Origin of the sequence: Paraglaciecola sp., from assembly GCF_039942875.1 — a bacterium.
Taxonomy (GTDB): domain Bacteria; phylum Pseudomonadota; class Gammaproteobacteria; order Enterobacterales; family Alteromonadaceae; genus Paraglaciecola.
Genome location: NZ_JBDVBQ010000022.1, coordinates 67,263 through 92,098 on the forward strand (window position 1 = coordinate 67,263; position 24,836 = coordinate 92,098).

At 39.7% G+C, this 24,836-nt stretch carries 23 protein-coding genes; 19 read left to right on the forward strand and 4 right to left on the reverse strand.

The genetic code is table 11. The features are described from left to right. The first annotated feature begins 4 nt into the window (after positions 1 to 4). The 9 genes from dsbC to ABJE44_RS05735 all read left to right on the forward strand — a co-directional run bounded on the left by dsbC (position 5) and on the right by ABJE44_RS05735 (position 9,122). Positions 5 to 736, forward strand: coding sequence for a bifunctional protein-disulfide isomerase/oxidoreductase DsbC (dsbC, locus tag ABJE44_RS05695; RefSeq protein WP_348113244.1), 732 nt, complete (start codon positions 5 to 7; stop codon positions 734 to 736). Positions 737 to 821: 85 nt separating this feature from the next. After that, entirely contained in the window at positions 822 to 2,540 is a 1,719-nt protein-coding gene (recJ, locus tag ABJE44_RS05700) for a single-stranded-DNA-specific exonuclease RecJ (protein ID WP_348113328.1), read from the forward strand. Between the two features lie 79 nt (positions 2,541 to 2,619). Next, entirely contained in the window at positions 2,620 to 2,901 is a 282-nt protein-coding gene (locus tag ABJE44_RS05705; RefSeq protein ID WP_133470064.1) for a hypothetical protein, read from the forward strand. 39 nt (positions 2,902 to 2,940) lie between these two features. Beyond that, positions 2,941 to 3,678: a DNA repair protein RecO gene (gene recO / locus ABJE44_RS05710; protein ID WP_348113243.1), complete on the forward strand. Its 738-nt coding sequence runs from the start codon at positions 2,941 to 2,943 to the stop codon at positions 3,676 to 3,678. Next, positions 3,675 to 4,406: a pyridoxine 5'-phosphate synthase gene (gene pdxJ / locus ABJE44_RS05715; protein ID WP_348113242.1), complete on the forward strand. Its 732-nt coding sequence runs from the start codon at positions 3,675 to 3,677 to the stop codon at positions 4,404 to 4,406. The genes recO and pdxJ overlap by 4 nt, the downstream gene beginning before the upstream one ends. Positions 4,407 to 4,413: 7 nt before the next feature. Further along, complete coding sequence (gene acpS / locus ABJE44_RS05720) at positions 4,414 to 4,794, forward strand: holo-ACP synthase (RefSeq protein ID WP_133470067.1); 381 nt, start codon at positions 4,414 to 4,416, stop codon at positions 4,792 to 4,794. A gap of 168 nt (positions 4,795 to 4,962) precedes the next feature. After that, on the forward strand, positions 4,963 to 7,128 hold the full coding sequence (relA, locus tag ABJE44_RS05725; protein ID WP_348113241.1) for a GTP diphosphokinase: 2,166 nt from the start codon (positions 4,963 to 4,965) through the stop codon (positions 7,126 to 7,128). Between the two features lie 6 nt (positions 7,129 to 7,134). Then, positions 7,135 to 7,932 carry a nucleoside triphosphate pyrophosphohydrolase gene (gene mazG, locus ABJE44_RS05730; protein WP_348113240.1) on the forward strand — a complete coding sequence of 266 codons (798 nt, stop codon included), beginning with the start codon at positions 7,135 to 7,137 and terminating at the stop codon, positions 7,930 to 7,932. 95 nt (positions 7,933 to 8,027) lie between these two features. Then, complete coding sequence (locus tag ABJE44_RS05735; RefSeq protein WP_348113238.1) at positions 8,028 to 9,122, forward strand: methyl-accepting chemotaxis protein; 1,095 nt, start codon at positions 8,028 to 8,030, stop codon at positions 9,120 to 9,122. A 68-nt stretch (positions 9,123 to 9,190) separates the two neighbouring features. Here the strand turns inward: ABJE44_RS05735 and ABJE44_RS05740 are convergent, their stop codons facing one another. After that, entirely contained in the window at positions 9,191 to 11,287 is a 2,097-nt protein-coding gene (locus ABJE44_RS05740; protein ID WP_348113237.1) for a trypsin-like serine protease, read from the reverse strand. Between the two features lie 214 nt (positions 11,288 to 11,501). Between ABJE44_RS05740 and ABJE44_RS05745 the strand changes: the two genes are divergently transcribed. Further along, positions 11,502 to 12,002, forward strand: a complete 501-nt coding sequence (locus ABJE44_RS05745) for a VC2046/SO_2500 family protein (RefSeq protein WP_348113236.1) — start codon at positions 11,502 to 11,504, stop codon at positions 12,000 to 12,002. Between the two features lie 36 nt (positions 12,003 to 12,038). On the opposite strand, the gene ABJE44_RS05750 is transcribed toward ABJE44_RS05745, so the two are convergent. Together ABJE44_RS05750 and ABJE44_RS05755 are read right to left on the reverse strand one after the other, a co-directional pair. Then, a complete protein-coding gene (locus tag ABJE44_RS05750; protein WP_289029171.1) occupies positions 12,039 to 12,302 on the reverse strand; it encodes an RNA-binding protein in 264 nt (87 codons plus the stop codon). Between the two features lie 329 nt (positions 12,303 to 12,631). Further along, positions 12,632 to 14,650 carry a hypothetical protein gene (locus ABJE44_RS05755; protein ID WP_348113235.1) on the reverse strand — a complete coding sequence of 673 codons (2,019 nt, stop codon included), beginning with the start codon at positions 14,648 to 14,650 and terminating at the stop codon, positions 12,632 to 12,634. A 282-nt stretch (positions 14,651 to 14,932) separates the two neighbouring features. Between ABJE44_RS05755 and ABJE44_RS05760 the strand changes: the two genes are divergently transcribed. The 3 genes from ABJE44_RS05760 (at position 14,933) to ABJE44_RS05770 (ending at position 18,641) form a co-directional block, all read left to right on the forward strand. Further along, complete coding sequence (locus ABJE44_RS05760; RefSeq protein ID WP_348113234.1) at positions 14,933 to 16,039, forward strand: DUF2891 domain-containing protein; 1,107 nt, start codon at positions 14,933 to 14,935, stop codon at positions 16,037 to 16,039. A 101-nt stretch (positions 16,040 to 16,140) separates the two neighbouring features. Next, positions 16,141 to 17,850, forward strand: coding sequence for a pseudouridine synthase (locus ABJE44_RS05765; protein ID WP_348120682.1), 1,710 nt, complete (start codon positions 16,141 to 16,143; stop codon positions 17,848 to 17,850). Positions 17,851 to 17,897: 47 nt separating this feature from the next. Then, complete coding sequence (locus ABJE44_RS05770; RefSeq protein ID WP_348113232.1) at positions 17,898 to 18,641, forward strand: HAD family hydrolase; 744 nt, start codon at positions 17,898 to 17,900, stop codon at positions 18,639 to 18,641. Positions 18,642 to 18,698: 57 nt separating this feature from the next. Here the strand turns inward: ABJE44_RS05770 and ABJE44_RS05775 are convergent, their stop codons facing one another. Continuing rightward, entirely contained in the window at positions 18,699 to 20,447 is a 1,749-nt protein-coding gene (locus tag ABJE44_RS05775; protein WP_348113231.1) for a CocE/NonD family hydrolase, read from the reverse strand. A gap of 402 nt (positions 20,448 to 20,849) precedes the next feature. Between ABJE44_RS05775 and ABJE44_RS05780 the strand changes: the two genes are divergently transcribed. The 6 genes from ABJE44_RS05780 (at position 20,850) to ABJE44_RS05805 (ending at position 24,765) form a co-directional block, all read left to right on the forward strand. Next, on the forward strand, positions 20,850 to 21,323 hold the full coding sequence (locus ABJE44_RS05780; RefSeq protein ID WP_348113230.1) for a hypothetical protein: 474 nt from the start codon (positions 20,850 to 20,852) through the stop codon (positions 21,321 to 21,323). Between the two features lie 24 nt (positions 21,324 to 21,347). Beyond that, positions 21,348 to 21,797 (forward strand): hypothetical protein, encoded by a 450-nt coding sequence (locus ABJE44_RS05785; protein WP_348113229.1) that lies wholly within the window; start codon positions 21,348 to 21,350, stop codon positions 21,795 to 21,797. Between the two features lie 186 nt (positions 21,798 to 21,983). Next, positions 21,984 to 22,958, forward strand: coding sequence for a hypothetical protein (locus ABJE44_RS05790; RefSeq protein ID WP_348113227.1), 975 nt, complete (start codon positions 21,984 to 21,986; stop codon positions 22,956 to 22,958). A 282-nt stretch (positions 22,959 to 23,240) separates the two neighbouring features. Beyond that, a complete protein-coding gene (locus ABJE44_RS05795) occupies positions 23,241 to 23,555 on the forward strand; it encodes a DUF2834 domain-containing protein (protein WP_348113226.1) in 315 nt (104 codons plus the stop codon). Positions 23,556 to 23,891: 336 nt separating this feature from the next. After that, positions 23,892 to 24,371 carry a DUF6438 domain-containing protein gene (locus ABJE44_RS05800; RefSeq protein WP_348113225.1) on the forward strand — a complete coding sequence of 160 codons (480 nt, stop codon included), beginning with the start codon at positions 23,892 to 23,894 and terminating at the stop codon, positions 24,369 to 24,371. Between the two features lie 82 nt (positions 24,372 to 24,453). After that, positions 24,454 to 24,765 carry a putative quinol monooxygenase gene (locus tag ABJE44_RS05805; RefSeq protein WP_348113224.1) on the forward strand — a complete coding sequence of 104 codons (312 nt, stop codon included), beginning with the start codon at positions 24,454 to 24,456 and terminating at the stop codon, positions 24,763 to 24,765. Positions 24,766 to 24,836 lie beyond the last annotated feature (71 nt).

Consider the following 24,836-nt stretch of genomic DNA (forward strand, 5'->3'; position numbering starts at 1 on the left):
CCCAATGAAAAAGTGGACAAAAATTAGCAACATCATAGCGGGCTTACTATTAAGCGTTAGTTACACTGCATCTGCGGCAGACGAGACTGCTGAATATGATCAAGTGAAATCTAAAATTGAGAACAATTTAAGGATGCAAATTAGCTCCATTGGTGATGCACCTGTATCTGGTTTGTTACAAATTTTGACTGAGCGTGGTTTATTTTATACCAGCACAGACGGTAAGTATCTATTGCAAGCTCGCATCTTTGATGTAGAAGATAGCATGCGTAATGTGACTGAAGACACTTTAGGTAAGGTTCGTATTGATGGTTTAAAGACTTTTGAAAATGACTTAATTGAATACAAAGCTAAAGATGAAAAATACGTTGTGAATGTGTTTACTGATATCACCTGTGGATATTGTCGTAAGCTGCACAATCAAATGGATGAATATAATAATTTGGGTATTACCGTACGTTATTTGGCCTTTCCTCGAGCAGGTTTAAATAGTGAGTCTTACAACGACATGGTATCTGTGTGGTGTGCTGATAACCCTCAAAAGGCAATGGATAATGCAAAAGCAGGAGCAAATATTGCTAGCAAAAACTGTAGTACCAAAGTTGCAGAACAGTACGTTTTTGGTCAGCAAATTGGAGTAGGCGGTACGCCAAATATTATTCTGCCTGATGGGTCAGTTATCCCAGGGTATCAACCACCAAGCAAATTAGAAGAAGCCCTTAAAGATATACTGTAAACCTTCTTTTAGATTTTATATAAAGCCCGTAATATACGGGCTTTTGTTTTTGTCCTTCAAAATATAGATAGTCCTTATGCCTAATGTGCAAATACGCCGCAGAGAACATCAAAATAGTAGTCACTTACCGGATTCAATCCACCCTAGAATCAAACAAATTTACGCCGATCGAGGCATAGAAAGTGAATCGCAGCTGCAGAAAAACGTACAATCTTTGCTGCATTATCAAGATTTAACTGGGGTATCTAAAGCAATTAAGTTACTCGCTGACGCTATTGTGGCAGAGCGAAAAATTATGATTATTGGTGATTTCGATGCTGATGGTGCAACCAGTACCGCCTTGAGTATGTTGTCTTTGTCATGGATGGGCTCAAAGCACCATGATTACCTAGTACCTAATCGCTTTGATTTTGGTTACGGTTTAAGCCCAGAAATTGTAGATGTAGCTTATCAGCAAAAAGCACAATTAATTATGACTGTGGATAATGGCATAGCTTGTTTTGCGGGAGTAGAAAAGGCTAAGTCTTTAGGGATGGGTGTGGTGATCACTGATCATCATCTAGCGGCAGAGTCTCTACCCAATGCTGATGCTATTGTTAACCCGAATCAACCTGGGTGTGAGTTTTTATCTAAAAACTTAGCTGGGGTGGGGGTCGCATTTTATCTGATGTTGGCGTTAAGGGCTGAGTTGAAACAAATAGGGTGGTTTGAACAAAAGGGAATACCCATACCAAACTTGGCAGATTTACTCGATGTCGTCGCCCTAGGGACTGTCGCTGACGTGGTGCCTCTTGATGCCAATAATCGAATATTGGTGCATCAAGGCTTACAACGTATTCGCGGTAATAAATGTCGCCCTGGTATAAAAGCCATTATGGAAGTAGCTTCCAGAGATAAGCGCCGCATGCAGGCATCTGACTTAGGTTTTGTGATTGGTCCGCGCCTGAATGCAGCAGGGCGTTTAGATGACATGTCATTGGGTATTGAGTGCCTGCTGACAGACTCTGACACTAAAGCACGGCAAATAGCAGTACAACTTGATGGCCTAAACCGAGAACGCCGTGAAATTGAAGGTTCAATGCAACAAGAGGCAGTTAAAGCATTGGATAACCTAAACCTAGAAGCTAATAGCTTACCTTTTGGTTTAGTGCTTTTTGAGGATACCTATCATCAAGGGGTAATTGGTATTTTAGCGGGGCGCATAAAAGAGAAATACTATCGCCCGACAATCGCTTTTGCGCATCACGATGACCATACCCTCAAAGGTTCTGCTCGGTCTATTCCAGGGTTACATATTCGAGACTTACTAGAAGAGTTAAATAGTCGTTACCCAGATATTATTAGTAAGTTTGGTGGCCATGCGATGGCGGCAGGCTTAAGTTTACCTTTAAAAAATCTACAAGCTTTTAAGCAAGCATTTAACCAATTGGCTGAAGAAGCCCTAGAGGGTAAACCTTTAGCAGGCGAGTTGGTGACAGATGGTGATCTAGATGCTGCAGATTTTACCTTGGGTTTCGCACAGCTAGTAAAAGATGCCGGACCTTGGGGTCAGCAGTTTCCAGAACCGTTATTTGATGGTGAATTTCAACTGATGGATCAGCGCCTTGTGGGCAGTAAGCATTTAAAAATGATGCTCAAACATGCAAGTGGAATATTAATTGACGCCATTGCTTTTAACGTTGACTTAGCGTTGTGGCCAAATCCAGATTGTCGCCATGTGAGCGTGGCTTATAAATTAGATATCAATGAATTTCGTGGAAAAACCAGCTTACAATTAATGGTTGATGGTTTGCTTGCTTTATAATGCTGCTGTTTGAAGCTTAAGCATTTATGAAATTCCCGAAAAGTGCTAGACTAGTTTTTTTATCGAATTAAAAAATGTTATGGCAAAAAAATCCGACGTAGAAAAGTTACTAGATAAGCACGATAACCTCACACATTCAGAAGATATGTCTGTGGTCTCTCATGTTCAAAGAAAAGACGATGATTGGTTTGCCAATACGCTGATGATTGAAGGGACTGATGTGCCTTTTAAATTTCGTCGTAGAAAAATGTATAAAAACCTCACTGGCTCTAGAGTCAATTTAACGTATTATCCTATCACCGAAGATATCGCTGGAATGGAATTTGAAGCCATGAAAGTGGTACGCATTAAAGTCAGTTAAGCAAACGCTTAATTAATCCCATACATAAGGTTATTTCTGTTGGTTTCTGAGCCACTACATGGTTTTGTATTGCACCGTCGAGCATACAGAGAAACCAGTTACCTAACTGATCTATTTACCCTAGAAATGGGTAAGATAAGTGCAGTGGTCAGGGGCGTCAGAGGGAATAAAAGCGATAAAAAAAGCTTACTACAGTCTTTTCAACCACTGTTATTTAGTGTTTCTGGTAAACATGAACTTCGAAACCTCAATCAGCTAGAATCAAACGGTAGAATGCTTAATTTAGGTGGCCATCAGTTGTTTTGTGCCATGTATTTAAATGAGTTACTGAATCGGCTATTACCTAAAGAAGTCCCTCACCCAGAGCTTTACGAGTATTATTTTCAAAGCTTGATTTTACTGCAAAGTGATTGTGAAGTTGAACCCTGTTTGCGTCAGTTTGAGCTTATTTTATTGGATGAGCTGGGATATGGAATAGACTTGCTCCATGATTTTGAAACCAGTCAGCCCGTTGAGCCCGATATCGATTATTGCTTAGTGTTAGAACAAGGCGTTACAGCTATAGGTGCGGGCTCGATAGGTTCTAATTGTTTTTCTGGTCAATCTCTTATTGCGATGGGTAATGATAATTGGACGACAGATAGTTTAAAATGTGCAAAGTACATAACGCGTACTGCATTAGCCCACTTACTAGGACATAAACCGTTGAAAAGCAGAGAGCTTTTTCAACAAACATGGACTAAAAGTGGTTTTAGAAAAAGTGAGGAGCTTAAATGAAAGAGATTTTGCTAGGTGTGAATATTGACCATATAGCGACACTGCGTAATGCTCGGGGAACACAGTACCCAGATCCTGTTCATGCGGCTGAAATTGCCGAACGAGCGGGGGCAGATGGTATAACTGTGCACCTAAGAGAAGATAGACGACATATTGTTGACCGCGACGTACAAATTTTAATGCAAACCATTCAAACTCGAATGAATTTAGAAATGGCAGTAACCGATGAGATGTTAGTGATTGCCGAGCAAACTCTGCCTGAATTTTGTTGTCTTGTACCTGAGAAGCGTGAAGAGCTTACCACAGAAGGCGGTTTAGACGTTGCCGGTAACCTAACTAAAATGACTGCAGCGTGCGAACGCTTGGCGGCAGCAGGCATTTTAGTCTCTTTGTTTATCGATGCGGATAAAACGCAAATCGATGCCGCGATAGTCGCTGGTGCTCCTTATATCGAAATTCATACTGGTCAATATGCCGAGGCCGAAAATGAAGAAGCGCAACAAAAAGAATTAGCTGTTTTGATTGAAGGTATAAAATACGCTCACTCAAAAGGTCTTAAAGTTAATGCGGGCCATGGTTTGCATTATCATAATGTTAAACCTATTGCGGCCATAGAAGAGTTGTATGAACTAAATATTGGCCATGCAATCATAGCGCGCGCAGCTTTTGATGGCTTGGCAAAGGCTGTGAGTGACATGCGTAGACTTATGCAAGAAGCTAGGGTGTAATGAATCTATGGCGATAGCAGGGTTAGGCACTGACATAGTTGAAATTGTGCGTATGGAACACCTTATTAGTCACTCTACTCGTATAGCCGAGCGCATTTTAACTTCGGCCGAATTGCAAATATTTGAAACTCATAAGTTTCCAGCTCAATTTCTAGCTAAGCGATTTGCTGCGAAAGAGGCCGCGGTAAAAGCCCTAGGCACAGGTATTGCAAACGGAGTAGGGTTTAAAGATGTCGAAGTTATAAATCTTCCATCAGGCCAGCCCAGTCTTGTTTTTACAGGTAAATTCGCTGAAATTTGCGAACAAAAACAGATTACTAATAGTTTTATATCGATTTCTGATGAAAAACACTACGCTGTTGTGACTGTGGTGTTAGAGTCACTTTAATAAAATGCCCTCGATTGGTGCTAAAATTGTCCTTGTTGTGGCAAGACAAAGCGGATGATTTTTAGGTTTAATATCCAGACCTGTGAGAGACACTCACGAAAGAGCAATGGATTGTGAAAGTCCCAATTTACATATCTAAATAGATATATCTGAAGTAAGGCTTGTTTTATGGTTTCAATTCGTAAAGTACATGAAGAAAAGCGCCCTCCATTCTCAGAGTGGTTAGCGGGGCTCAACTTGCCTGAATCTAGTAAACAGAAGATTCGTGACGTTTCGGATATCCCTGAAATATTATTGACCGGCCAAGAAATGGTGGAAATTCTCCATGAGTTACATATGGATGATGAAACCCTACAAGCGGCTCTTATCTATCCTTACTGTGAAGTTCACCAATTAAATGAAGGTGAGATAACCGAGCAATTTGGTGAAGGCATTCAGAAGTTAATTGTCGGGGTAAGGCGAATGGATGCCATCAAGTCTTTACATACTCGCGCTAACAGTGCCCGCAAAAATGATGAAGCACAAATCGATAACGTTAGGCGTATGTTGCTCGCTATGGTTGAAGATGTAAGAGCTGTAGTGCTGAAACTTGCAGAACGTATTTGTGCCTTACAAAAAGTAAAAAATGAAGATGAAGAAACTCGAGTTCTAGTGGCTCGTGAATGTGCCAATATTTATGCGCCATTAGCTAACAGGCTGGGAATAGGCCAGCTTAAGTGGGAATTAGAAGATCACTCGTTTCGTTATTTACACCCTAAGTCATATAAACAAATTGCTAAATTATTAGACGAACGCAGAACCGATAGAGAAGTTTATATCGTTGATTTTGTAGAAGAATTACAATCTGTTCTCGATGCGCAAAAAATTAAAGCTAAGGTCTATGGAAGGCCTAAACATATTTATAGCATCTGGAAAAAGATGCACAAAAAAGACCTAAGTTTTGAGCAACTGTACGATATCCGTGCTGTCAGAATCATAGCTGAACGCCTGCAGGACTGTTACGCTGCTCTAGGTGTGGTGCATGCCCATTGGCATCATTTACCACAAGAGTTTGATGACTATATTGCAACACCCAAAGCTAACGGATATCAGTCTATTCATACTGTGACTTTGGGAAAACAAGGCAAAACCATAGAGATACAAATTCGTACCGATAAAATGCACCAAGACGCAGAGTTAGGTGTGGCTGCCCATTGGCGTTACAAAGAAGGTACTGCTTCTGGGCGCACAGGATATGAAGAGCGCATAAATTGGCTGCGTAAAATTTTGCAGTGGCAAGATGAAGTTTCGGACTCTGGTGATTTGGTAGAAGAGCTCCGAAGCCAAGTGTTTGACGATAGAGTGTACGTGTTTACACCAAATGGTGATGTGGTTGATTTGCCGTTGGGCTCTACTCCTTTGGATTTTGCTTATTACATTCATAGTAATGTTGGTCATAGGTGTAACGGTGCCAAAGTAGGAGGCCGAATTGTGCCTTTTACCTATCAATTACAAACGGGCGACCAAGTCGAAGTGTTAACGGGTAAACATTCCAATCCTAGCCGAGATTGGATGCATCCTGGGTTAGGATATGTGTACTCTTCTCGGGCGCGGGCCAAAATTCAAACTTACTTTAAAAGACAAGATAAAAGTAAAAATGCCATAGCAGGAAAAGAGTTACTTGATAGAGAGCTAGGTAAATTAGGCATTGATGGTAAAGTGGCCAGTGATGCGACTGAGCGCTTTAATATGCAGAGTCTGGAAGATTTATATTCAGCCTTAGGCGCGGGCGATATTCGTATTATGCAAGTTGTTCATTATTTGCAGCAAAAGCATGCGCCAGAGCCTGAGCCTGCATTAGATCTAAAAATCGTATCTCGAAAACCTTCAAACCTTAAAAAAGACACTATAGTAGTAGAAGGTGTGGGTAATTTGCTGCATCAAATTGCGGGTTGTTGTCAGCCTCTGCCAGGTGAACCAATTCAAGGCTATATTACTCAAGGTCGAGGGGTAAGCGTTCACAGGGAAGATTGCGATCAATTAGCGCATTTACTTGAAACACACCCAGAACGTCAAATAGATGTAAATTGGGCGAGTGATATTCAAGGAGCATTTCAGACTAAAGTGGTGGTACAAAGTACCGACCGAGCGGGTGTACTCAGAGACGTTACCACCGTATTAACCAACGAAAGAGTCAGTTTGTTGGGGGTTAATAGTTCAAGTGATACCCGGCTTAATACCGCTAAGATAGAGCTGAATGTTGAGGTGAAAGATTTAACCACCCTTTTGAAGACCATTGCTCGCCTCCAATCAGTGAAAGGTGTAACTAATGTATATAAAAGTGACAATAGTTAAGTACAAATGAAATCTGCAGATACCGCTATAAAGCAGCTACTTGATATCATGAAAACCTTGCGAGACCCTGTTTCAGGGTGTCCTTGGGATCAACAACAAACTTTTGAAAGCATAGTGCCCTATACCATCGAAGAAACCTATGAAGTGGCCGATGCTATTGCCCGTAAAGATATGAGAGATATAAAAGATGAGCTTGGAGATTTATTGTTTCAAGTGGTGTTTTATGGTCAGTTAGGGGCAGAACAACAAGCATTTACCTTTAACGATATTGTTCGTGGAGTAAGTGATAAGTTGGTGCGTCGTCACCCCCATGTGTTTGCAGACAGTAAAGCTAAAAATGATCTAGAACTATCAAAACAATGGGATGCCATCAAAGCACAAGAACGAGCTAACGCCAAAAAAGATAGCGATGAGAGTGTTTTGGCGAACTTACCTAGTGGCCTAACCCCTTTATTAAAAGCTCACAAAATCCAAAAACAATGTGCCAAAGTCGGGTTCGATTGGTCTACACTTGAGCCTGTTGTTGGAAAGGTTAATGAAGAAATTCAAGAAGTGTTGCAAGAAGTCCAAGCAGATAATCCCAATCAAGAAGCAATAGAAGAAGAAGTTGGTGATTTATTATTTTCTGTGGTTAACCTTGCCAGACACCTTAATGTAAATGCCGAAAGTGCTTTAATTAAGGCTAATAACAAATTTGAGCAGCGTTTTAGACAAGTAGAAATAACGTTAAAAAATCATGAGTCTTCAATTCAGTCAGCAGGATTAGATGAAATGGAAGCCGCATGGCAACAAGTGAAAAGCTAAAGAAGTAGTTTTTCTATAATTCGACGTTTGGTTTGTTTAAAATTTAAACTAATATGTCGATACTAACTTATGAAATGAGTAAATAAAGGATCTCTATGTTTGTTTTTTCTTCACAGCATAAAAAAGTAGAATCACAGAGAAAAGAATTACAGCAAACTGTGGTTGAATTATCGCAGCAATTAGACGCTTTACGAGCAGAAAATATAGAACTTAAAGCCAACGCGGAGGCTAAATCTTTAGCTGCATCATCACCTGACAATTACGAAAAAATATTAGTTAAATGTACTATTGATTCTATGGCCCAGGTTGAAGGTATCAGGCAGACAGTGCTTGATTCATTTCAACGTATTGAAAAGCAGAGTGAATCCATAACAGATATAAACCAGTTATTTGACACTTCAACAGAATCTTTAGACACAATAGCTAAGTCAATGGCTGGCTTAAGTTCAAAAATGGTTGCAATGACTACCAATATCTCAGGTCTTTCTGATAAAGCCGATAATATAAATACATTCGTAACGACTATCACAAGTATATCAGATCAAACCAATCTATTAGCCTTAAATGCTGCTATAGAGGCAGCTAGAGCAGGCGATGCCGGGCGAGGCTTTAGTGTGGTTGCAGATGAAGTGCGTTCTCTTGCAAATGAAACCAATAAATCAGCGAGCGAAGTAGCAGATTTAGTAGGTGATATTATTTCATCAACCAAAAGTGCTGTGGATTCGGTGGATGAAATCAAAGATAACAACGATACTCTATCTATTGGCGTTAGTGAGTTAGACAATAATTTCAGTTCAATTATTGCTTGTTGTAATACCATGAAAGATGCAATAACCACTAGCTCTCATCGCTCCTTTATTCAAACTGTTAAACTAGATCATATTGTTTGGAAAAGTGAAGTTTATGCTGTTATTTATGGAATGAAAGATAAGGGAATTAATGATTTTGCAGACCATAAAATGTGTCGTTTAAGGAAGTGGTACCAAGGTGAAGGAAAACAAAAGTACTCTGATAATACCTCTTTCAGAAGTTTAGACCGCTCCCATGCTGAAGTGCATTCAAATGGCTTAAAAGCAATGCAGCTCTTCGCTGAGAACAATAAAGATGAAGCCGTGAAATATCTAGTTAAAATGGAAGGTGCAGGGCAAGAGGTTATGTCTTGCTTAGATGATTTGGCTGAGTTGATATAAATTCAAAAAGACACAAACTCACTTAGTTAAAAGTGAGTTTGTGTCGCTGTTTTCTAATTGTACTTGGTTTACTTATGCATCTTTTGTAACCCAAATCTACCCATTAAGCTACCTAACATCATCAGGGTTAGCCAAGCCATACTCCCTCCACCTGAAGAGCTACTAGTTGTAGTGATAGGGGTTGATGTTTCAGTGTCTACTGGCGTAAAACTGACGTTCTGAATGAATCCTTTATCATCACCAGCACTGGTGTTTAAGTCTTTACTATAAACCCAAGTAATAAGGTTTTCACCTGCTGATAACTCTATGCTGTACTCACTGAACTCAACTTCTCCAGATATATAATCGAGTAATTCATCATTTAAGTACACGAATAGTGCGTCATAGGGTTCGTAGTCCTCATCTGAGGCCTCCAAAGAGGTATTTTCCTCTGATGAAACAGCCCACTCAAAGGTAAATGTACCCTCGCCATCTACTAAAGCTGCAACTGTACTTTCTTGTAAGTCACTAATGGCGCCACTTTCAATACCTTGGACATCATTAGAAACCCAACCTAGACTTTCAGAACCTCCACTAAACCAAGTTGCCGCTGTTTCTCCTACCAAAGCTCCAATTGAGTTGGACTCACCTAGTGCTAGTGCGGTTAAACTCAAGCTGTTTGCTGGTATGTTCTCGTCATCAGTTACAATACTAACAATTGCATTTAAGTCTTCACTAATTGATGGAGTGTAAATTACCGTTACTTCACAGCTTTCAGTTGCTTCAAGAGTAGTGCAATTGTTGCTATCTATACTCACAGCTGTACTACCTGTCACCTCAAAGCTTAATGTAGCTGTTGATACACTATTATTAGATACCGTAAAGTCTTCAGTGTAAGAATTTCCCTCTATAACACTACCAAAGTCAAACTGGGTTTCGATGGCTACACCACCTGTTATGTTATTTATCCAGTCAATATATTGAGATACTCGGGTATACACTCCAGGGTAGCCTTCTGCGGCACAGCCAAACCCAAAGCTTACTATGCCAACTTGTTGTACCCCTGAACCAGTATTAATAACTAATGGCCCACCGCTATCTCCTTGGCAGGAGCCTTTACCACCTTCAGGAATAGCAGCGCAAATCATGTTACTGGTTATATCTTCGTCATCAACTAACACATTCTCATTTAATATGTCTATGCATTGTTCATTAGTCATTAACTGTAAGTCGACTTCACGTAAGATGTCAGGGAAACCTGAAGTAGCGCCTTCTCCTGGTTCATAACCGGTTGTGCCTCCCCAACCTGCCACTGTGGCTAAACTGTTTTCAATAGCATATTGAGAGGCTACCTCTGAAGTCGCAATGGTTACCGCTGATGTATTTACTGATTCTACTAATTCAACAATGGCAATATCGTTTTCAAATGTGTTGCTGTTATATGAAGGGTGTATGTATACATTAGCAATGTCTATGGCGTTATCCGCGCCGTCTGATAAGTCGTACTCTCCTATATTCATTTTAAGAAAGCTAGCGCTACCGTCTTCCACACAATGGGCCGCCGTTATTACCCATTTGTCTCCAATAAAAGAGCCTCCGCAAACTATCTCTTGTGCTAGGGAAGTTGAGTCACTAACACTTATACTTGCTATATTGCCTAACTCTTCTAACAGAGTTAAACCATCTGCTCGAGTAATTGCTAATACAGGTATAGTACCTGTGTAATCCGCTCCTAAGGTGCCTTCAATGTTTCCCTCATCTTCATTATTATAAATGATTGCGCCTACACCGCCTGCAGCTTCACAGTTATCAGCTTTTTCAGAAAAGTCTATTTCGCCTCTTTCAATGAGACAGATTTTTGCATCGGCATCCACACATATTTCATCCGCAATGCCACATGACACAAGCTCGGCACTTGCGGAACCAGCTACACCGTAAGTAAAGTAATCACTTGTATAGCTAATATTGTCAACTTCTAAGCTAGTAGTTATAACATTGATGGTGTTTACATACGCCGCTATCCATGGCCAATCACTAACATCGGCTACCTCACCGCCCACTATTCGAGACTCGATTAAAGAGTTATTGCTTTTAGTATTTAATAAGCTGCTGTCACTAGCGGAAAATACGTAAGGAGAGATAGTAAGTATCGCCCAAGGGAAGATAGCGGTAAGCAGTCTATTCATTAAAAAAATTCCTAAATAATACAAGTAGTAGTCATAAGTTAAAGAGATAGCTTGTTGTAACTATAAAATATAGCGACTAAAAGTCTGACCAGACATTCTGGTGATTTAATTTGAAATGTCAAAGGTTAGGTTACGAATATATAGATTTACCTAAAGTCTTTGCTATCAAACGCGATAAATATAGTAACGAGTACTTTATTGGTGTAAATCTAAATTGTTAAGTTCTGAAAATACATTAGACAAAGGCTCTGCGGAATTCGCTTTGTCCAATGATTTTGAGTTTAATGGCGACATCAATCGAGCGTCGCAACAAGGAGCTAAATTTTCCTTGTTAATGGCAATGCTAGAGCCAAATAGCTTGCACAGGCCACGCTTTGAAGACTCAGAATCCGCTTTACATCCTATGGGTGAAAATTCAGAGCTTTATCACTATCGAAGTTCACCATTAGAAGCTAACCAAGAATATTGGCAAGGCTGTAATAATGCAGGGAAATTAATAGAGACGGGTTATTTAGCTTCTGCTCAGCTCTGGATGGCCATGCATCCTGAGCCTTTGTCACAACACAATAACTGCCTCAGCATAGATGAAGATGTTCTCTCCAATGCAAGTGTGTATGCTCAAAGCAGAATGAAAAATCAAACAGTAGCAGATATTAAAGTCGACGAAACAGGGCTATTTGATATTTTGGATGAACTCAATCCCATATCAGCTTAATTACCTCATGGGATGTTATTGCTTTTTATCACTGGGTTAGTTGCTAGGTGTCTCCGGTGTTTTATCTTCTGCTTTTTTCACGCGTATTTTACTATCTCCAAGTTCTTTATAATTTAGGTTTTTTATTGCTGCTTTTGCTTCTCCTGCCTTTGGCATTTCAACAAACGCAAAACCTTTTGAATTGCCACTGACCTTATCTACAACTAAATTACAAGATTGCACCGTTCCATATTCGTCAAACAACAGCTTAAGCTCATCTTCTGTGGTTGCCCGATCTAAGTTACGAATTAATATTTTCATAGAGTGTTCCCATGTGAAAAAAATGCCTGAGCCAAGCCTTAGGCCAACTCGGTATTTTTTAATGATTTAATGGCGCTACTATGCCACATGCGCTTCTCCAAAGGTTATTTTTACGAAAATATGTGTGTGTTCTACATCTAAGTATTTGAAATATAAGTAAATAATCACATTTTAATAGCTAGCTTAAGAGAAAAGGAGCTGATGGGCGATTTGGTTGATCATTGTTTTGATATAAGGAAGGTATTTTTAGTGCCTTAGACACTGAAAACACATTTTAGGAAGAATTTAAAGTTAACAATAGTTAACCTTAAGTTGTGTTTTTTGTCCTTTTAGCTGGGTAGCATGACGAATGCTACAATATCGTTATTGTAGTCACCTGTGGTTTTATATTCTCTATAGCCATTGGATGCTGATATTCCAACCGCATAATTTGTACCTTTGTAATTCAGTAATAACGAATCTTGTTGGCCATTGCCTAGCATTAATAAGGATTTGTCTAAATCGAGAATTTCACCCACTTTTTGCGGTGAGTTCTGGGTATGAGAAATAATCATGCCGTCTCTTTGGCAATAGAAAGCAAAGCATCCTTGTAATGCAACACCTTGCTCATCTGTCGGTAAGGTGTCGTTCAGCATTTCTTTGAACTCAGGCGTACTATCGAACACTATACCAATACCGCCAATGACTGTAGGCTGCTGCATACTAGTAATGGATGCATTATAAATATAAGTGTAATCGTCTTGATATTGGTTACTCGGAGTAAAGCTTGATACCGAGTATGTCTGAGAGTTGGTGTTTTGCAGAGCTTCTTGTGCCCCACTGTGCTGCTCGGTGGGTTTGCCTATCATGTCCGCCTGCTCTTTGTTTGAGACGGCTATGATAATGCCATTTTTATCGTATACATATAGGTTGGTATAGACAGTGTATAAGTCATTAATGTAATGCAGGATGTCTGTAATTTCTTGTTTCGCTTGCACGGTTAGTTCAAGTTCTTGCAAATGCTCTCTAAAAACAGTGGTTAATGCCCACCATCTGCAATCATTGGCTCTTTCGTAAAGGTTACGATCCATTATATCTATGGCTAGACTTGCGAAAAACCTAACGTCACTCAACCTAGCACTTAATACTGTGTCTTGAAGGTTATCTATAGAATCTGAAAAAATAGAGGTTATACCTTGGCCCGTTTTTTTGATTTCGGAAAGCACAGGCATAAATTCAACAGCATTATTTCTAGCAGCCGCAATAATACCATTTAGCACCACTAAGCTAAGGTCGTCATTGATTAAACTAGAACTTCTATATATTTCTTTCAGATCGTCAGAAAATAATTCAGAATCTAACAAAGTAAAGGCGTCTTTTTGTGAATCTTGGGTATCTTTAGAGTGCTTAAAAGCTTCTATTAAAGGAGTCATAACCTGGCCACACCAAGATAGCCCCATAAAACCTTGATACCCTTTGGTATGAGATTGGGTCGACAAATATTCGTGCTTGTTAAATTTTACTATGATGGGAGCTTCATGTTTAGGGAGTCTATCATTTAAAGATATTTTATCTGGGTGATTAGTCGCAATGACAGTCCCTTTATTGTCCACAATCGTAATGGTACTGGCAGCGCTCTCTGCCTGTAAATTATTAAAAATTCCTTGCATTTCATCATCAAACCGAAAGCATAAACATAATACACCCAGCGTATCTGCGTTTTGATGGTTGTTGCTTTTAATTGCACAAGAGTAAATTAATGAGTGCTCAAGTTGTGGCTGCAGATCACTTTTACGAAAGGTTTCTACGTAGTCTTCACTGGTGTTTAGTGTGTTGGCAATTAAAGGGTCATCACTGTGGGTGATCTTGCTGTTAGGGTCTAAGTTAACTTGAACATTTCCTTGGGGATCCAGAATTATGATTTCATCATAAACACTATATTTCTTAACATACTCTTGTAACCGTGCTTGAAGTGTTAATACATCATTTGCGTCTTTGTTTGGCTTTAATAAAAACGCCCTAATATCATCATCGGTAGCCAAAAAACCTACATCCGCTGTACGTTCAAACAAATTCCTAATGAGAATATCTATAGCCACTTGAGATTTGTTGTGGTCGTCTGCAATACGTTTTTGTAAGTGGGCTTTTAATAAATTTTCAATTAAGCGTCCTTGTAGTTTTGAAAACTTTTCCCTTGTGTAGTGCATTTCTTCAAGAATACTATCAGACACATTTTGACTATTAATCTTACCAATTAGAGATATTTTTCCCCACCAATGGTTGAGTGCTTGTAGGCGTTCATCGTAGGTTTTAATGAGTGGAATGGCAGATTTTAACTGTTGTTCATTATTAGAAAGTAACGTATTCAAAATGCTTTGGCCTATTTATTATTATTATTTAACAGACATCCTTATCTATTTAGAGTAATCGGTCGCAACTTGTACAAACTTTAGTATTAAATGCAAAAATTGACTGCTATGCAATCACTATTTTATGAATAGGCTAGTATCTAACTATTTGAATGTCATAATTAAATTTTTGCCTTATAGTCACCTTCGACTTTAGTATTGGTTATGTTCTGTATTGCTATGGCTGCAGTGAGCGTTTATTATTTTTTATAAATAGACCTTTCATGTCCAAAAGAAATAATAATGAAAATAATCACAGCATGTGCGTTAGCGGCTTTTTATTGTGTTAATGCCTTTAGTAATACTACGACTATTCTAAACCAGCCAACTGAAGCTCAAGTCATGAACCGTTTCGCGGAGTTAGCGCTTGAATGCGTTCATAAAGAATACCCTAATATTGTTAAACATATGATGACGGGCGATGAGCATGTAAAAACGCCTAAACAATTATACCCAGCATTTTACGGCTGTTTTGATTGGCACTCATCGGTGCATGGGCATTGGTTGCTAACCCGCATTGCTAGTCAATATCCAGAGTCTGAGCATTATCAGGATATTCTAGATAGCCTTGAGCAAAGCTTTACGACTGAAAACATTACTGCAGAACTTGCTTATTTTAACCGACCAAATACAGGCACAAGTTTTGAGCGCCCCTATGGTTTGGCTTGGTTTTTACAACTAACGAGTGAATTACGCCATTGGGATAACCCTAAAGCAAAAGAGTGGCTAGCTATCCTTAAGCCTTTGGAAGATAAGATTGTTGCAAATGTGAGTGATTGGCTACCTAAGTTGGCTTTTCCTATCCGTGTAGGTGAGCACAGCCAAACCGCTTTTGCGTTTGGGCTTATGTTAGATTGGAGCGTGACTACCGGCAATCAAGGCTTTCATGACTTACTAACGACAACCGTAAATCGTTTATATAAAAACGATGTGAATTGCCCACTCAATTACGAGCCTTCTGGACAAGACTTTTTGTCGCCTTGTATTGCCGAAGCAGACTTGATGCGCAGAGTATTAGCGCCCGCACAATACGCTAAGTGGTTAGCTGATTTTTTACCTTCTATACCCACTGATGGCAGTGCTAATTGGTTAACCGTTGCCACTGTCTCTGATAAAAGTGATGGCAAACTTGCCCATTTAGATGGGCTAAATTTAAGCCGCGCTTGGATGTTAGAGGGCATTGCGTCGGTACTGAGTGATCAAGATGCCAGAAAAAACGCAATCATCAACGCAGCTAAAAACCATAAAGAGGCTGGCATAAACTCGGTTATTCACGATATGCATTACATGGGAAGCCATTGGTTAGGTAGTTTTGCTACCTATTTAGAAACACAGGCAGGTTTACAGTAAGCCAACACTTCGATTACCCATAACCTTTAGTTGGCAGACTATGTACTTGTCATTTAAATGTTATGGGTGCAATAAAAACTATCACAGTGACTCCCAAACTATTGAATATTAGCCCCCAATTAAAAGCGTTTGAAAACGCATGTTTTACTGACTTCACTGTGTCTATTGAAAACTATGCATTGCCGGAGCGTTTTACATTCCCATTTTATTATGAGCCACATCCTTTGTGCATGCTTGCTGCAGAGCAATTGCAAGGCTATCTGCAAAGTCAAAAAAGTTGGTATCACAATTTTGGTTTGTCTGATGACCCCAATCTCATTATTGGCAAGATGTTTGGTGTGTTACTGGTGCGCAATATTCAAGGAAATATCGGCTATATTTCTGCTTTTTCAGGTAAGTTAGCTAAAAAAAGTCATATTAATGGTTTTGTCCCGCCTGTATTTGATTTGCTAGCTAAAGATAGTTTTTTTCTGGCTGAACAGGTCGCGATTAACCAGTTAAATGAACAAATAGAAATCAAAGAAAATGCCCCTAATTTAGTGGTTTTAACACAGCAGTTAGAACAGGTTAAAGCTGATTGTGAGCAGCAATTAGCAACGCTTAGAGAAGAGTTAATAGCTAACCGCAAAGCGCGAAAAGCCAAGCGAAAAGCGCTAACAAACCAAGAAGATAATGATAGCCGCGAAGACGCTCTTAAAGAATTAGCGGTGCAAAGTGTTTATGATAAATGGCGCTTAAAAGACCTAACCAACGAAACGCAAAGCGCGATAGAAAAAACGCAGCATCAGCTTGCAGAATTGACTGCAGATATCGCTACGTTAAAGGGACAACGAAAAACTTTATCTGCCAACTTACAAAACAAAATATTTTCTCAATATCAGTTTTTAAACCAAGCATTAGTGCCTAAAAGCCTACTAGACATATTTGCAGAAACCGCACTTAAAACACCTCCTGCAGGAGCAGGAGAATGCGCCGCACCTAAATTGTTACATTACGCCTTTGAACATCAGCTTACGCCTTTGGCTATGGCCGAGTTTTGGTGGGGGGCGTCACCTAAGTCTGAAATCAGGCAGCACAAACAATATTACCCAGCTTGCATGGGCAAATGCCACCCTATTTTAAAGCACATGCTAATTGGATTAGAGGTTGAGGATAACCCTCTTATTCAAAACTGTGCTGAAGGTAAAACCTTAGGAATCATCCATCAAGATGAAGATATCGTTATTGTTAATAAGCCCACAGAGTTTTTATCTGTGCCCGGTAAAGAAATATCTGACTCAGTGTATTTGCGCATTAAGCAGCAGTTTCCTGATGCTACTGGCCCTTTAATTGTGCACCGGTTAGATATGTCTACATCTGGATTAATGGTGTTAGCGCTTAACCCCAAAGCGAATAAATTTTTGCAAAAGCAATTTATACACAGAGATGTCCATAAAGAATATGTCGCCTTAATATCAGGGCTACCAGAGCAAGAACAAGGTGAAATAAACCTGCCAATGCGAGGCGACTATTTCGACAGGCCCAGGCAGATTATTTGCCACAAAGACGGCAAGCCTGCAAAAACCTATTGGCAAGTGCTCAAGCGTTACCCGGATACCAACCAAGCTACAGTATTGCTTACTCCGCATACGGGCCGTACTCACCAATTAAGGTTGCACTGTGCCCACGCAGACGGGTTAAATATGCCCATAGTGGGAGACGATTTATACGGCGTTCGCACTAATCGTTTACACCTACATGCCCAAAGCCTGACGATTAGACACCCCAAAAGTAACGAGTTAATGACCTTTAAAGTTGAAGCAGAGTTTTAAGGTTTGAATTAGCTTTTAAAAATTAACCCTTAGAGAGAGTAATAACTATGACAACCCGAATTGCTATGTGGTCTGGCCCTCGTAATATTTCGACCGCTATGATGAGAAGTTGGGAAAACCGCAGCGATTGTGAGGTGGTAGATGAGCCTTTTTATGGTTTTTATTTAAAGCAAACCCAAAGTCCTCACCCTTGTTTTGAAGACATACTTGCCGAGCAAAGTACTGATTACCAAGAGGTCGTGACAAATTTGACCCAAACACACTGTAAAACGCCACTTCAATACCAAAAACATATGACTCATCACATGTTAGATGGTGTGGACCTTTCGTGGACCAAAAATCTTAAACATTGCTTTTTAATTCGTGACCCCGCTCAAGTTGTTAATTCATACACAAACAGCATGGGGCAATGCCGTGCTCAAGATATAGGTATTGTTAGACAAGCAGAACTGTACGATGAGATAACGCAAATTACTGGACAGAGTATTCCTGTTATTGACTCAAATGATGTTCTTAAAAACCCAAAGTATATCTTGTCAGAAGTGTGTAAGGCGTTAGCGATACCTTTTGATATGGGGATGTTAGCTTGGCCAAAAGGTCCTAGAGAGTCTGACGGAGTATGGGCCAAACATTGGTATCACAGTGTCGAGAAATCTACAGGGTTTGCACCTTATGGGCAGCGAGATTTTGCCCTCAATGAACAACAGCTAAACGTGGTAAAAGAAGTACAGCCTTACTATGAAAAAATGGCAAAGTTGCGGATCATGTTACCTGATGCCGAAAGTAACTAAAAATTAGCGGTAGCCAAAGAGGCTACCGCTAATTAGGTTGCTATCTTTTAACTCCGCTTATTCGCTTGGGATCATCGGCAGTATAATGCTAGACGGATATTGTTTGCTCATGTGTATGGTTTGATTAGCTATCTTCATCTGTGAGGTTTTCGCAAAGTCTGCCCCAGTGTTAAGGTTTCGGGCCAATCTTGGGTAATTACTGCTAGTTACATCAATACGAATACGGTCACCGGGCGACAACATATAACTGCTGGCCCACATGTCGATTTCATACTTATAGACCTTTCCGGGTTCGATTAATTTAGGGGTATCAAAGCCTTCTCTGTAACGAGCTCTAATTACACCATCAACCAAGTTAAAGGCAGTGCCGTCAGGCTTCACAATTATGAGTTTTGCCATAAAATCTGTGTCGGGTGCACTGCTTGATGCATAAATTTCAGCACTAATTGGGCCGGTAAACTCTGTCGCTTTAGTAAAAGGCTCTGTCACAAATCTAAGAATATCTTTGCGGCCATCAAGGGGCTTTTGATCGTATGGGCCCCGTAATTTAGGCATCATAATATTGCCGCCAAGGGTAGGAACTGGGTCGGCAGGATCATAATCATAGTTAAGGGCGCCTGATGTTGCGGTAGGCGCTTTATCAGACAACGACTTATCGGCATGTAAGTAATAGGGGCGATACTCGGTTCTGGCTAATGGCCACTCTTGTTCGTCGCGCCATACGTTTTCACCCATAATAAATATGCGTACAGGGGCTTTTCCCGTTACCAAATTTGAATTGGCATCACTGCCTTTCATCCAGTAGTCAAACCATTCGATTAACATGTCGGGCGTATCAATCAGTGAGGTTTCACCAAACTCTACGTCACCTAATTTTGAAGACTTGTTCCAGCCATGTGGCCATGGTCCAATGATTAAACGCTGACCGTTTCTAGAGGTGGCCGACGCCGACTCTTTCGTCATTGTTTGGTAACTGCCTATGGTGCTGCGTAAAAACACATCAAACCAACCGCCAATATTGAGCGCTGGTACAGCCATTTCTGTGGCACGGGCTTCTAAATTTAAAGGTTTCCAATAGTCATCGTAAGAAGGATGGTTAAGCCAATCTTGAAAGTGAGGGACCTTAAAACCAACATTTTCAGCTAAGTTCTCTAAAGGTAAGTGGCTAATACCATTGACCCAATCAATAGGGAACGACATATTGGTTCTACTGCCCGCTAGGCCTATACCCCAACTCGCTCGAGATAATAAAGAAAACGCACCGCCTGGATAAGCCACATCTCGATAATAATTGCCCGGGCTAACCGCCGGCGCAATGGCAACCAACGCAGGGTTTTTATTGATAGCTGCCAACCACTGCACTGAGGCAAGGTACGACGAGCCAAACATGCCCACTTTACCGTCAGACCACGACTGCTTTGCAATCCAAGTAAGGGTGTCATCACCATCGTTTATTTCTTGAAAATAAGGATACCATTTACCTTCTGAGTCATACCTGCCACGAACAGATTGAAACACCAAGGCATAGCCGTTAGCGGTCGCAAATTTGGCATATTTTTGTCTGCCGGCGCTTGAGCCATTGGTATACATGTCGCGTATTAATAGGGTGGGGTACTTGCCGTCTGCGGTAGGTAAATAAATGTCGGTGGTAAGGTTAACCCCATCGCGCATGGTGACAGGCACGTGGTACATCACCTTAAGGGTGTCTGGGAATTCTTGTTTAAAATCTGGAAAACTTTGCCCGTGGCTTATTGTCGATAACGATAACGTTATTATTAGCCCAAACACTAGTTGTCGCATACTCATAAAATCCTCACATGTTTTATTTTTATTAGAATGAATGTCGTGGATACGTCAACACTACTGCTTTATTAATTTTAAGTAAACTAGGGCGAGTGCTAATAGCTACAAAGCTAAGCTTTAAAACATGCGCTTTACTTATTGGATTATTCACTTCATCCATTAGGCTTTCGTTTTATTTCCACATCGCCAAATCTCAGATTTAGAAAAAACTGACTTCGTTGCAAACACTTAGAGCATATGTCTAAAATAGCCTTACGGATATATACGGCAAACACTGTTTTTAAACACGGGTGTTTGCGTCTTATTAATATTGTTAGCACAGCAAGGAAGTGTCCTATGAGCAACGATAAACCAAGGGAAATCGAAATAAGTAATGATGGTATCCTCAGAAGATACTTACGTATTATGCGGAAAAGTAAACGCTGGAATATAAGTTTCTTCGCTTGCATAGACCATGTTGATATTTCACCTATACATAAAGATTGGCTCAAGTATCTGAGTGGTGGCCGAGTATCCAAAGATTGGCCTCGATTAGTAGAGGTTTCGCTGGACAACGATGAAATATTAGAGGCTCGCTATAGCGAAGATAATATAATCTATGAAAGCACTACAGATATTGCTATGGATCTATGTGTTGAAACATTAGAGTCAGTAAAAAACGAAAGTCAATTTATTTATATGGTCGAAAACGTCAGCGAATCGAAACTAATTTGTAAAGATCTTGCAATTTTGTCGAAATCAATACTCGCTATTCGTGATGGAGAGTTAGGGCCGGAGCAAGCATTGTTAGAGTCTGAGTCGATTTATGGAAAAACTCTTAGAGGCCGAGAGTATTTTTCCAGTGCTAACAAGAAGCTCCAGCGGACCTTCGGCTGCTGAGCTTGGCGTTAGGCATTTAGGAGTATGCTCAAAGTGAGGGTTAAAATATCTCAGCCAAATAGTGGAGAAGAGCTTCACTTGGTAAGCACAGAAAGACTTTTGGCTGTTATTGACTCAAAAGACTTAGCTTGCCGTTCTTCTAAAGAAATTAAAGATGCCTTTCATATATATTGGTTTACGGAAAATGATGAATATGAAAAAGAATTTATAGCTCCTAGTTTATACATAAGTAAAGGCATTGCTTACTTTATGAATGGAAGGCATAGAACTGTTTTATTATCTAAATACCTTAAGGAAATCCCCTTAAGGTTAGCTGGTTTAGAAGGTTCTGCTTTTTCTACGAAAGAAGATTTAAAGTTAAGTACTAGGGTTTTAAAAGAGATTTCTATTCGAAAGATTGAACCTCAAGACGAATTTGAGTTTCCAGATCTACGAATTGAGTATTTAGGTTATGACGTTAACCTTGGCAAGTAGATGCCTAACAAACCGTGAACTTATTTAGACTCCCAATATTAATGAACTAGGTGGTGCACTTCCAGTTAGAATCTAAGCGAGTTTATGTAAGTATTTTATCTTGAGTGTCTAGTTTGAGAATCTGTGAGAAATTTACTCGATGACAACGTGCTCTATACCCTAATATGATCAATGTGATGACTATAAATGAATACTAAGCTTCCCAAGTACATTGGAATATCTTTAGGTGTACTGTATGGCCTATCAATAAGAGTATTGTGGGAATTAGAAGCCTTGAGAGATCTTGGGGGAGTCGTGACCATTTCGTTTATGTTTTTTGTTCCCTTTGTTATTGGATTTATTCGCATACATTTTGAATGTAAAGTTCAACAGAATCTCACTCTAGGGGAAATGATAACGATTTCGTGGCAGCCTATTTTCTTTTTCTTGCTTGCGACCGTGGTAACTTTATTGGAGGGCAGTATCTGTGTAGCAATGGCTTTACCTGCTTTTATGTTTTTTTCGAGTGTGGGCGGGGTCACTGCTGGATATCTACACCGGTATTTTTCAAAAAAACGTAATGCAACCTTAATGTCAGTGGCATTATTTCCTCTTCTTATTGCTCCGCTCGAAGTCAACTTTGTAAAACTCTCAAGTACTTATACTGTTGAAAATAGCATTACCATTCATGCGCCCCCAAATGTTGTTTGGGAACAGCTTGGAAGAGTTGCTGACATAAAACCTGATGAAATGGGGATATCTCTAACTTCTTTAATTGGTGTTCCTCAACCAATTAAAGCAAGCATGAATGCAGATGGAGTTGGCGCAGTTAGGATAAGTGAATGGGAAAAAGGTGTGGTATTTAAAGAAGTGATTACATCCTGGGAGTTAAATAGAGAAATGACGTATTCGTTTGATATTGACTCTGAGGCGATTCCGGATAACGCATTAGATAAGCATGTAAAACTAGGTGGTGAATACTTTTCGCCACTGACGGGGGGATACTTTATTGTTGAAAACCCAGATGGCAATACAGTCTTAACCTTAAATACTACTTTGGTAGACAATACAAATTTTGGTATGTATTCAAGAATTTGGGGAGAGTTGATCTTTCGAGACTTTCATCATTCCTTGTTAAAGTTAATGAAATCAAGAGCTGAGAAAGTAACCATAACAAGTTAAGCCAGCAAGACCTTGCTGCGTAAATCATGTTTAATAATCAATGGGGCTAGAAACGTTGATTTAATATTTAGTCATCTAGACTTACGATATTCTTTATTTTAAGGGGCGAAGATTAAGATCTTATCTAATAGCTTATCTAGACACCCACCCAAGATAAATTTGGATGTTTTTGATAGCTTAGATTCTAATTGGAAGTGCACTTCTTGATGTGTTTTTGCATACTGTACACTTAATTTTAAGTCTGAGTCTTTTTCAACAGTCTCGTTAAAGGGGTTATTCACAATGAGAAATGTGTATCTTTTATTAGCCATACTAGGGGGCGTTATTCCCTATTTGTATTTTTTCCAATTTATACAACTAGAAGGTTTAAATATTCCTTTATTTGTAGAGTCTCTATTTGTAAATGGTGCGGCTGGAGGCTTTAGTGCTGACTTGCTTATTAGTTCTTTTGTGTTTTGGTTATTTATGTTTAAAGAGTCAAAAATACCTTCTAACCCTAAGCCTTTTTTGTTTATTGCGATAAACCTTACTGTAGGGTTAAGTTGTGCATTACCTGCCTATTTGTATGCCAAGTCGAGCGCGAAAAACCATAATTAAGCGCAATCAACTATACATTTGAAAAGTGTTGTTTAAGGGGGGATGGGCTGCCTAATTCTTATTACTTGTATTCTTTTGTCGTTTTCAGCAGATAAGAAATAAACAAGGCACGTATTTTTAAAATTAGCTAAATTACAGCCCAGCATCAATATAAATGTTGGCGGTATACTGCATGACCCCAAAGAAGTATGGGTTGCTTATGAGGTTAAACATGAATTTGGCGTTTAAATTTACATATAACAAATTGACTCATTATCACGTCTGTCTTAACGGCCCTGCTGCACAGACCATTGGTACGCTGCACATACTCGAAAGTAATGTGCTAAGGATAAATAAATGAAAAGTATTATTTACTCTCTGTTATTTTTTTCTCTAAATGGATTGGCTACCCCCAACTCAACTGACGTTTTTAGCCTTGCTAAAATGCCTTGTTTTGGTACATGCCCAGTTTATGAGGTCAGTGTGTTTTCAGATGGTGTGATTGTCTTTAATGGAGAAGCTCATACAAAACTCAAAGGAATATATAGGCTTCCAAACGATTCTGACCTCTTTCAAAGGATATTGCGCCTGTTAGATAACAGTGATTTCCAAACATTTCGTGATAACTATGGATGGACGCCAGAAGGAGAAGAAAGTCCATGCAAAGAAGAGTGGACTGATCACCCAAGTACGATGTTAACGATGCAATATGCAAATAGTAACAAGACCGTTTATCACTACCACGGTTGTAAAGGATTTGAGCGAGAAGAAGAATTAGAAGCTATAGAGAATTCACTTTTTGAACTTATTGGTCTTCAGAGCTATGTGAATCCATAACAACTTGTATAGGTGTTGACTGACTAAAAAAACGTGTTTTATATTGGTTTGGTATACCTAGCGATTACATGTTGGAGTTTCAATGAAAGTTAAAGTGGCGGTGTTTGGAATACTTAGGTTTCCACCAGAAAATATTGAGTCTGTGTTACCTCATCTGAAGAGCTTTGTTGAAGCGACTCAAAAGAACGATAACTGCATTGCTTACGATGTGGCGGAAGACCCTTTTGATAAAGGCCTTATTCGATTTTCTGAATTGTGGCCAGATAGAGATAGTTTAGAAAAACATCTTAACGCTCCTCATATTTTACCTTGGCGTAATAGCGCTAAAAAATATGGTTTGGTAGACAGAAAGTTTTCTTCATATGACATATCGTCTGATGATATCCCCGTCTAAGAGCTAAATAAGAACACGGGGCAAGGCGCGTCAATCACGCTAAGAAAGTTTGTCGGCTGAATGTTTATTCT

Coding starts and splice junctions, on each gene's coding strand:
- ABJE44_RS05750 (WP_289029171.1), bottom strand. CDS start 12,302: ATGAAAATATTAATTCGTAACTTAGATCGGGCAACCACAGAAGATGAG.
- ABJE44_RS05705 (WP_133470064.1), top strand. CDS start 2,620: ATGGCAAAAAAATCCGACGTAGAAAAGTTACTAGATAAGCACGATAAC.
- ABJE44_RS05760 (WP_348113234.1), top strand. CDS start 14,933: ATGAAAATAATCACAGCATGTGCGTTAGCGGCTTTTTATTGTGTTAAT.
- ABJE44_RS05785 (WP_348113229.1), top strand. CDS start 21,348: ATGCTCAAAGTGAGGGTTAAAATATCTCAGCCAAATAGTGGAGAAGAG.
- ABJE44_RS05805 (WP_348113224.1), top strand. CDS start 24,454: ATGAAAGTTAAAGTGGCGGTGTTTGGAATACTTAGGTTTCCACCAGAA.
- acpS (WP_133470067.1), top strand. CDS start 4,414: ATGGCGATAGCAGGGTTAGGCACTGACATAGTTGAAATTGTGCGTATG.
- ABJE44_RS05740 (WP_348113237.1), bottom strand. CDS start 11,287: ATGAATAGACTGCTTACCGCTATCTTCCCTTGGGCGATACTTACTATC.
- dsbC (WP_348113244.1), top strand. CDS start 5: ATGAAAAAGTGGACAAAAATTAGCAACATCATAGCGGGCTTACTATTA.
- pdxJ (WP_348113242.1), top strand. CDS start 3,675: ATGAAAGAGATTTTGCTAGGTGTGAATATTGACCATATAGCGACACTG.
- mazG (WP_348113240.1), top strand. CDS start 7,135: ATGAAATCTGCAGATACCGCTATAAAGCAGCTACTTGATATCATGAAA.
- ABJE44_RS05795 (WP_348113226.1), top strand. CDS start 23,241: ATGAGAAATGTGTATCTTTTATTAGCCATACTAGGGGGCGTTATTCCC.
- ABJE44_RS05775 (WP_348113231.1), bottom strand. CDS start 20,447: ATGAGTATGCGACAACTAGTGTTTGGGCTAATAATAACGTTATCGTTA.
- ABJE44_RS05735 (WP_348113238.1), top strand. CDS start 8,028: ATGTTTGTTTTTTCTTCACAGCATAAAAAAGTAGAATCACAGAGAAAA.
- ABJE44_RS05780 (WP_348113230.1), top strand. CDS start 20,850: ATGCGGAAAAGTAAACGCTGGAATATAAGTTTCTTCGCTTGCATAGAC.
- ABJE44_RS05790 (WP_348113227.1), top strand. CDS start 21,984: ATGAATACTAAGCTTCCCAAGTACATTGGAATATCTTTAGGTGTACTG.
- relA (WP_348113241.1), top strand. CDS start 4,963: ATGGTTTCAATTCGTAAAGTACATGAAGAAAAGCGCCCTCCATTCTCA.
- ABJE44_RS05770 (WP_348113232.1), top strand. CDS start 17,898: ATGACAACCCGAATTGCTATGTGGTCTGGCCCTCGTAATATTTCGACC.
- ABJE44_RS05800 (WP_348113225.1), top strand. CDS start 23,892: ATGAAAAGTATTATTTACTCTCTGTTATTTTTTTCTCTAAATGGATTG.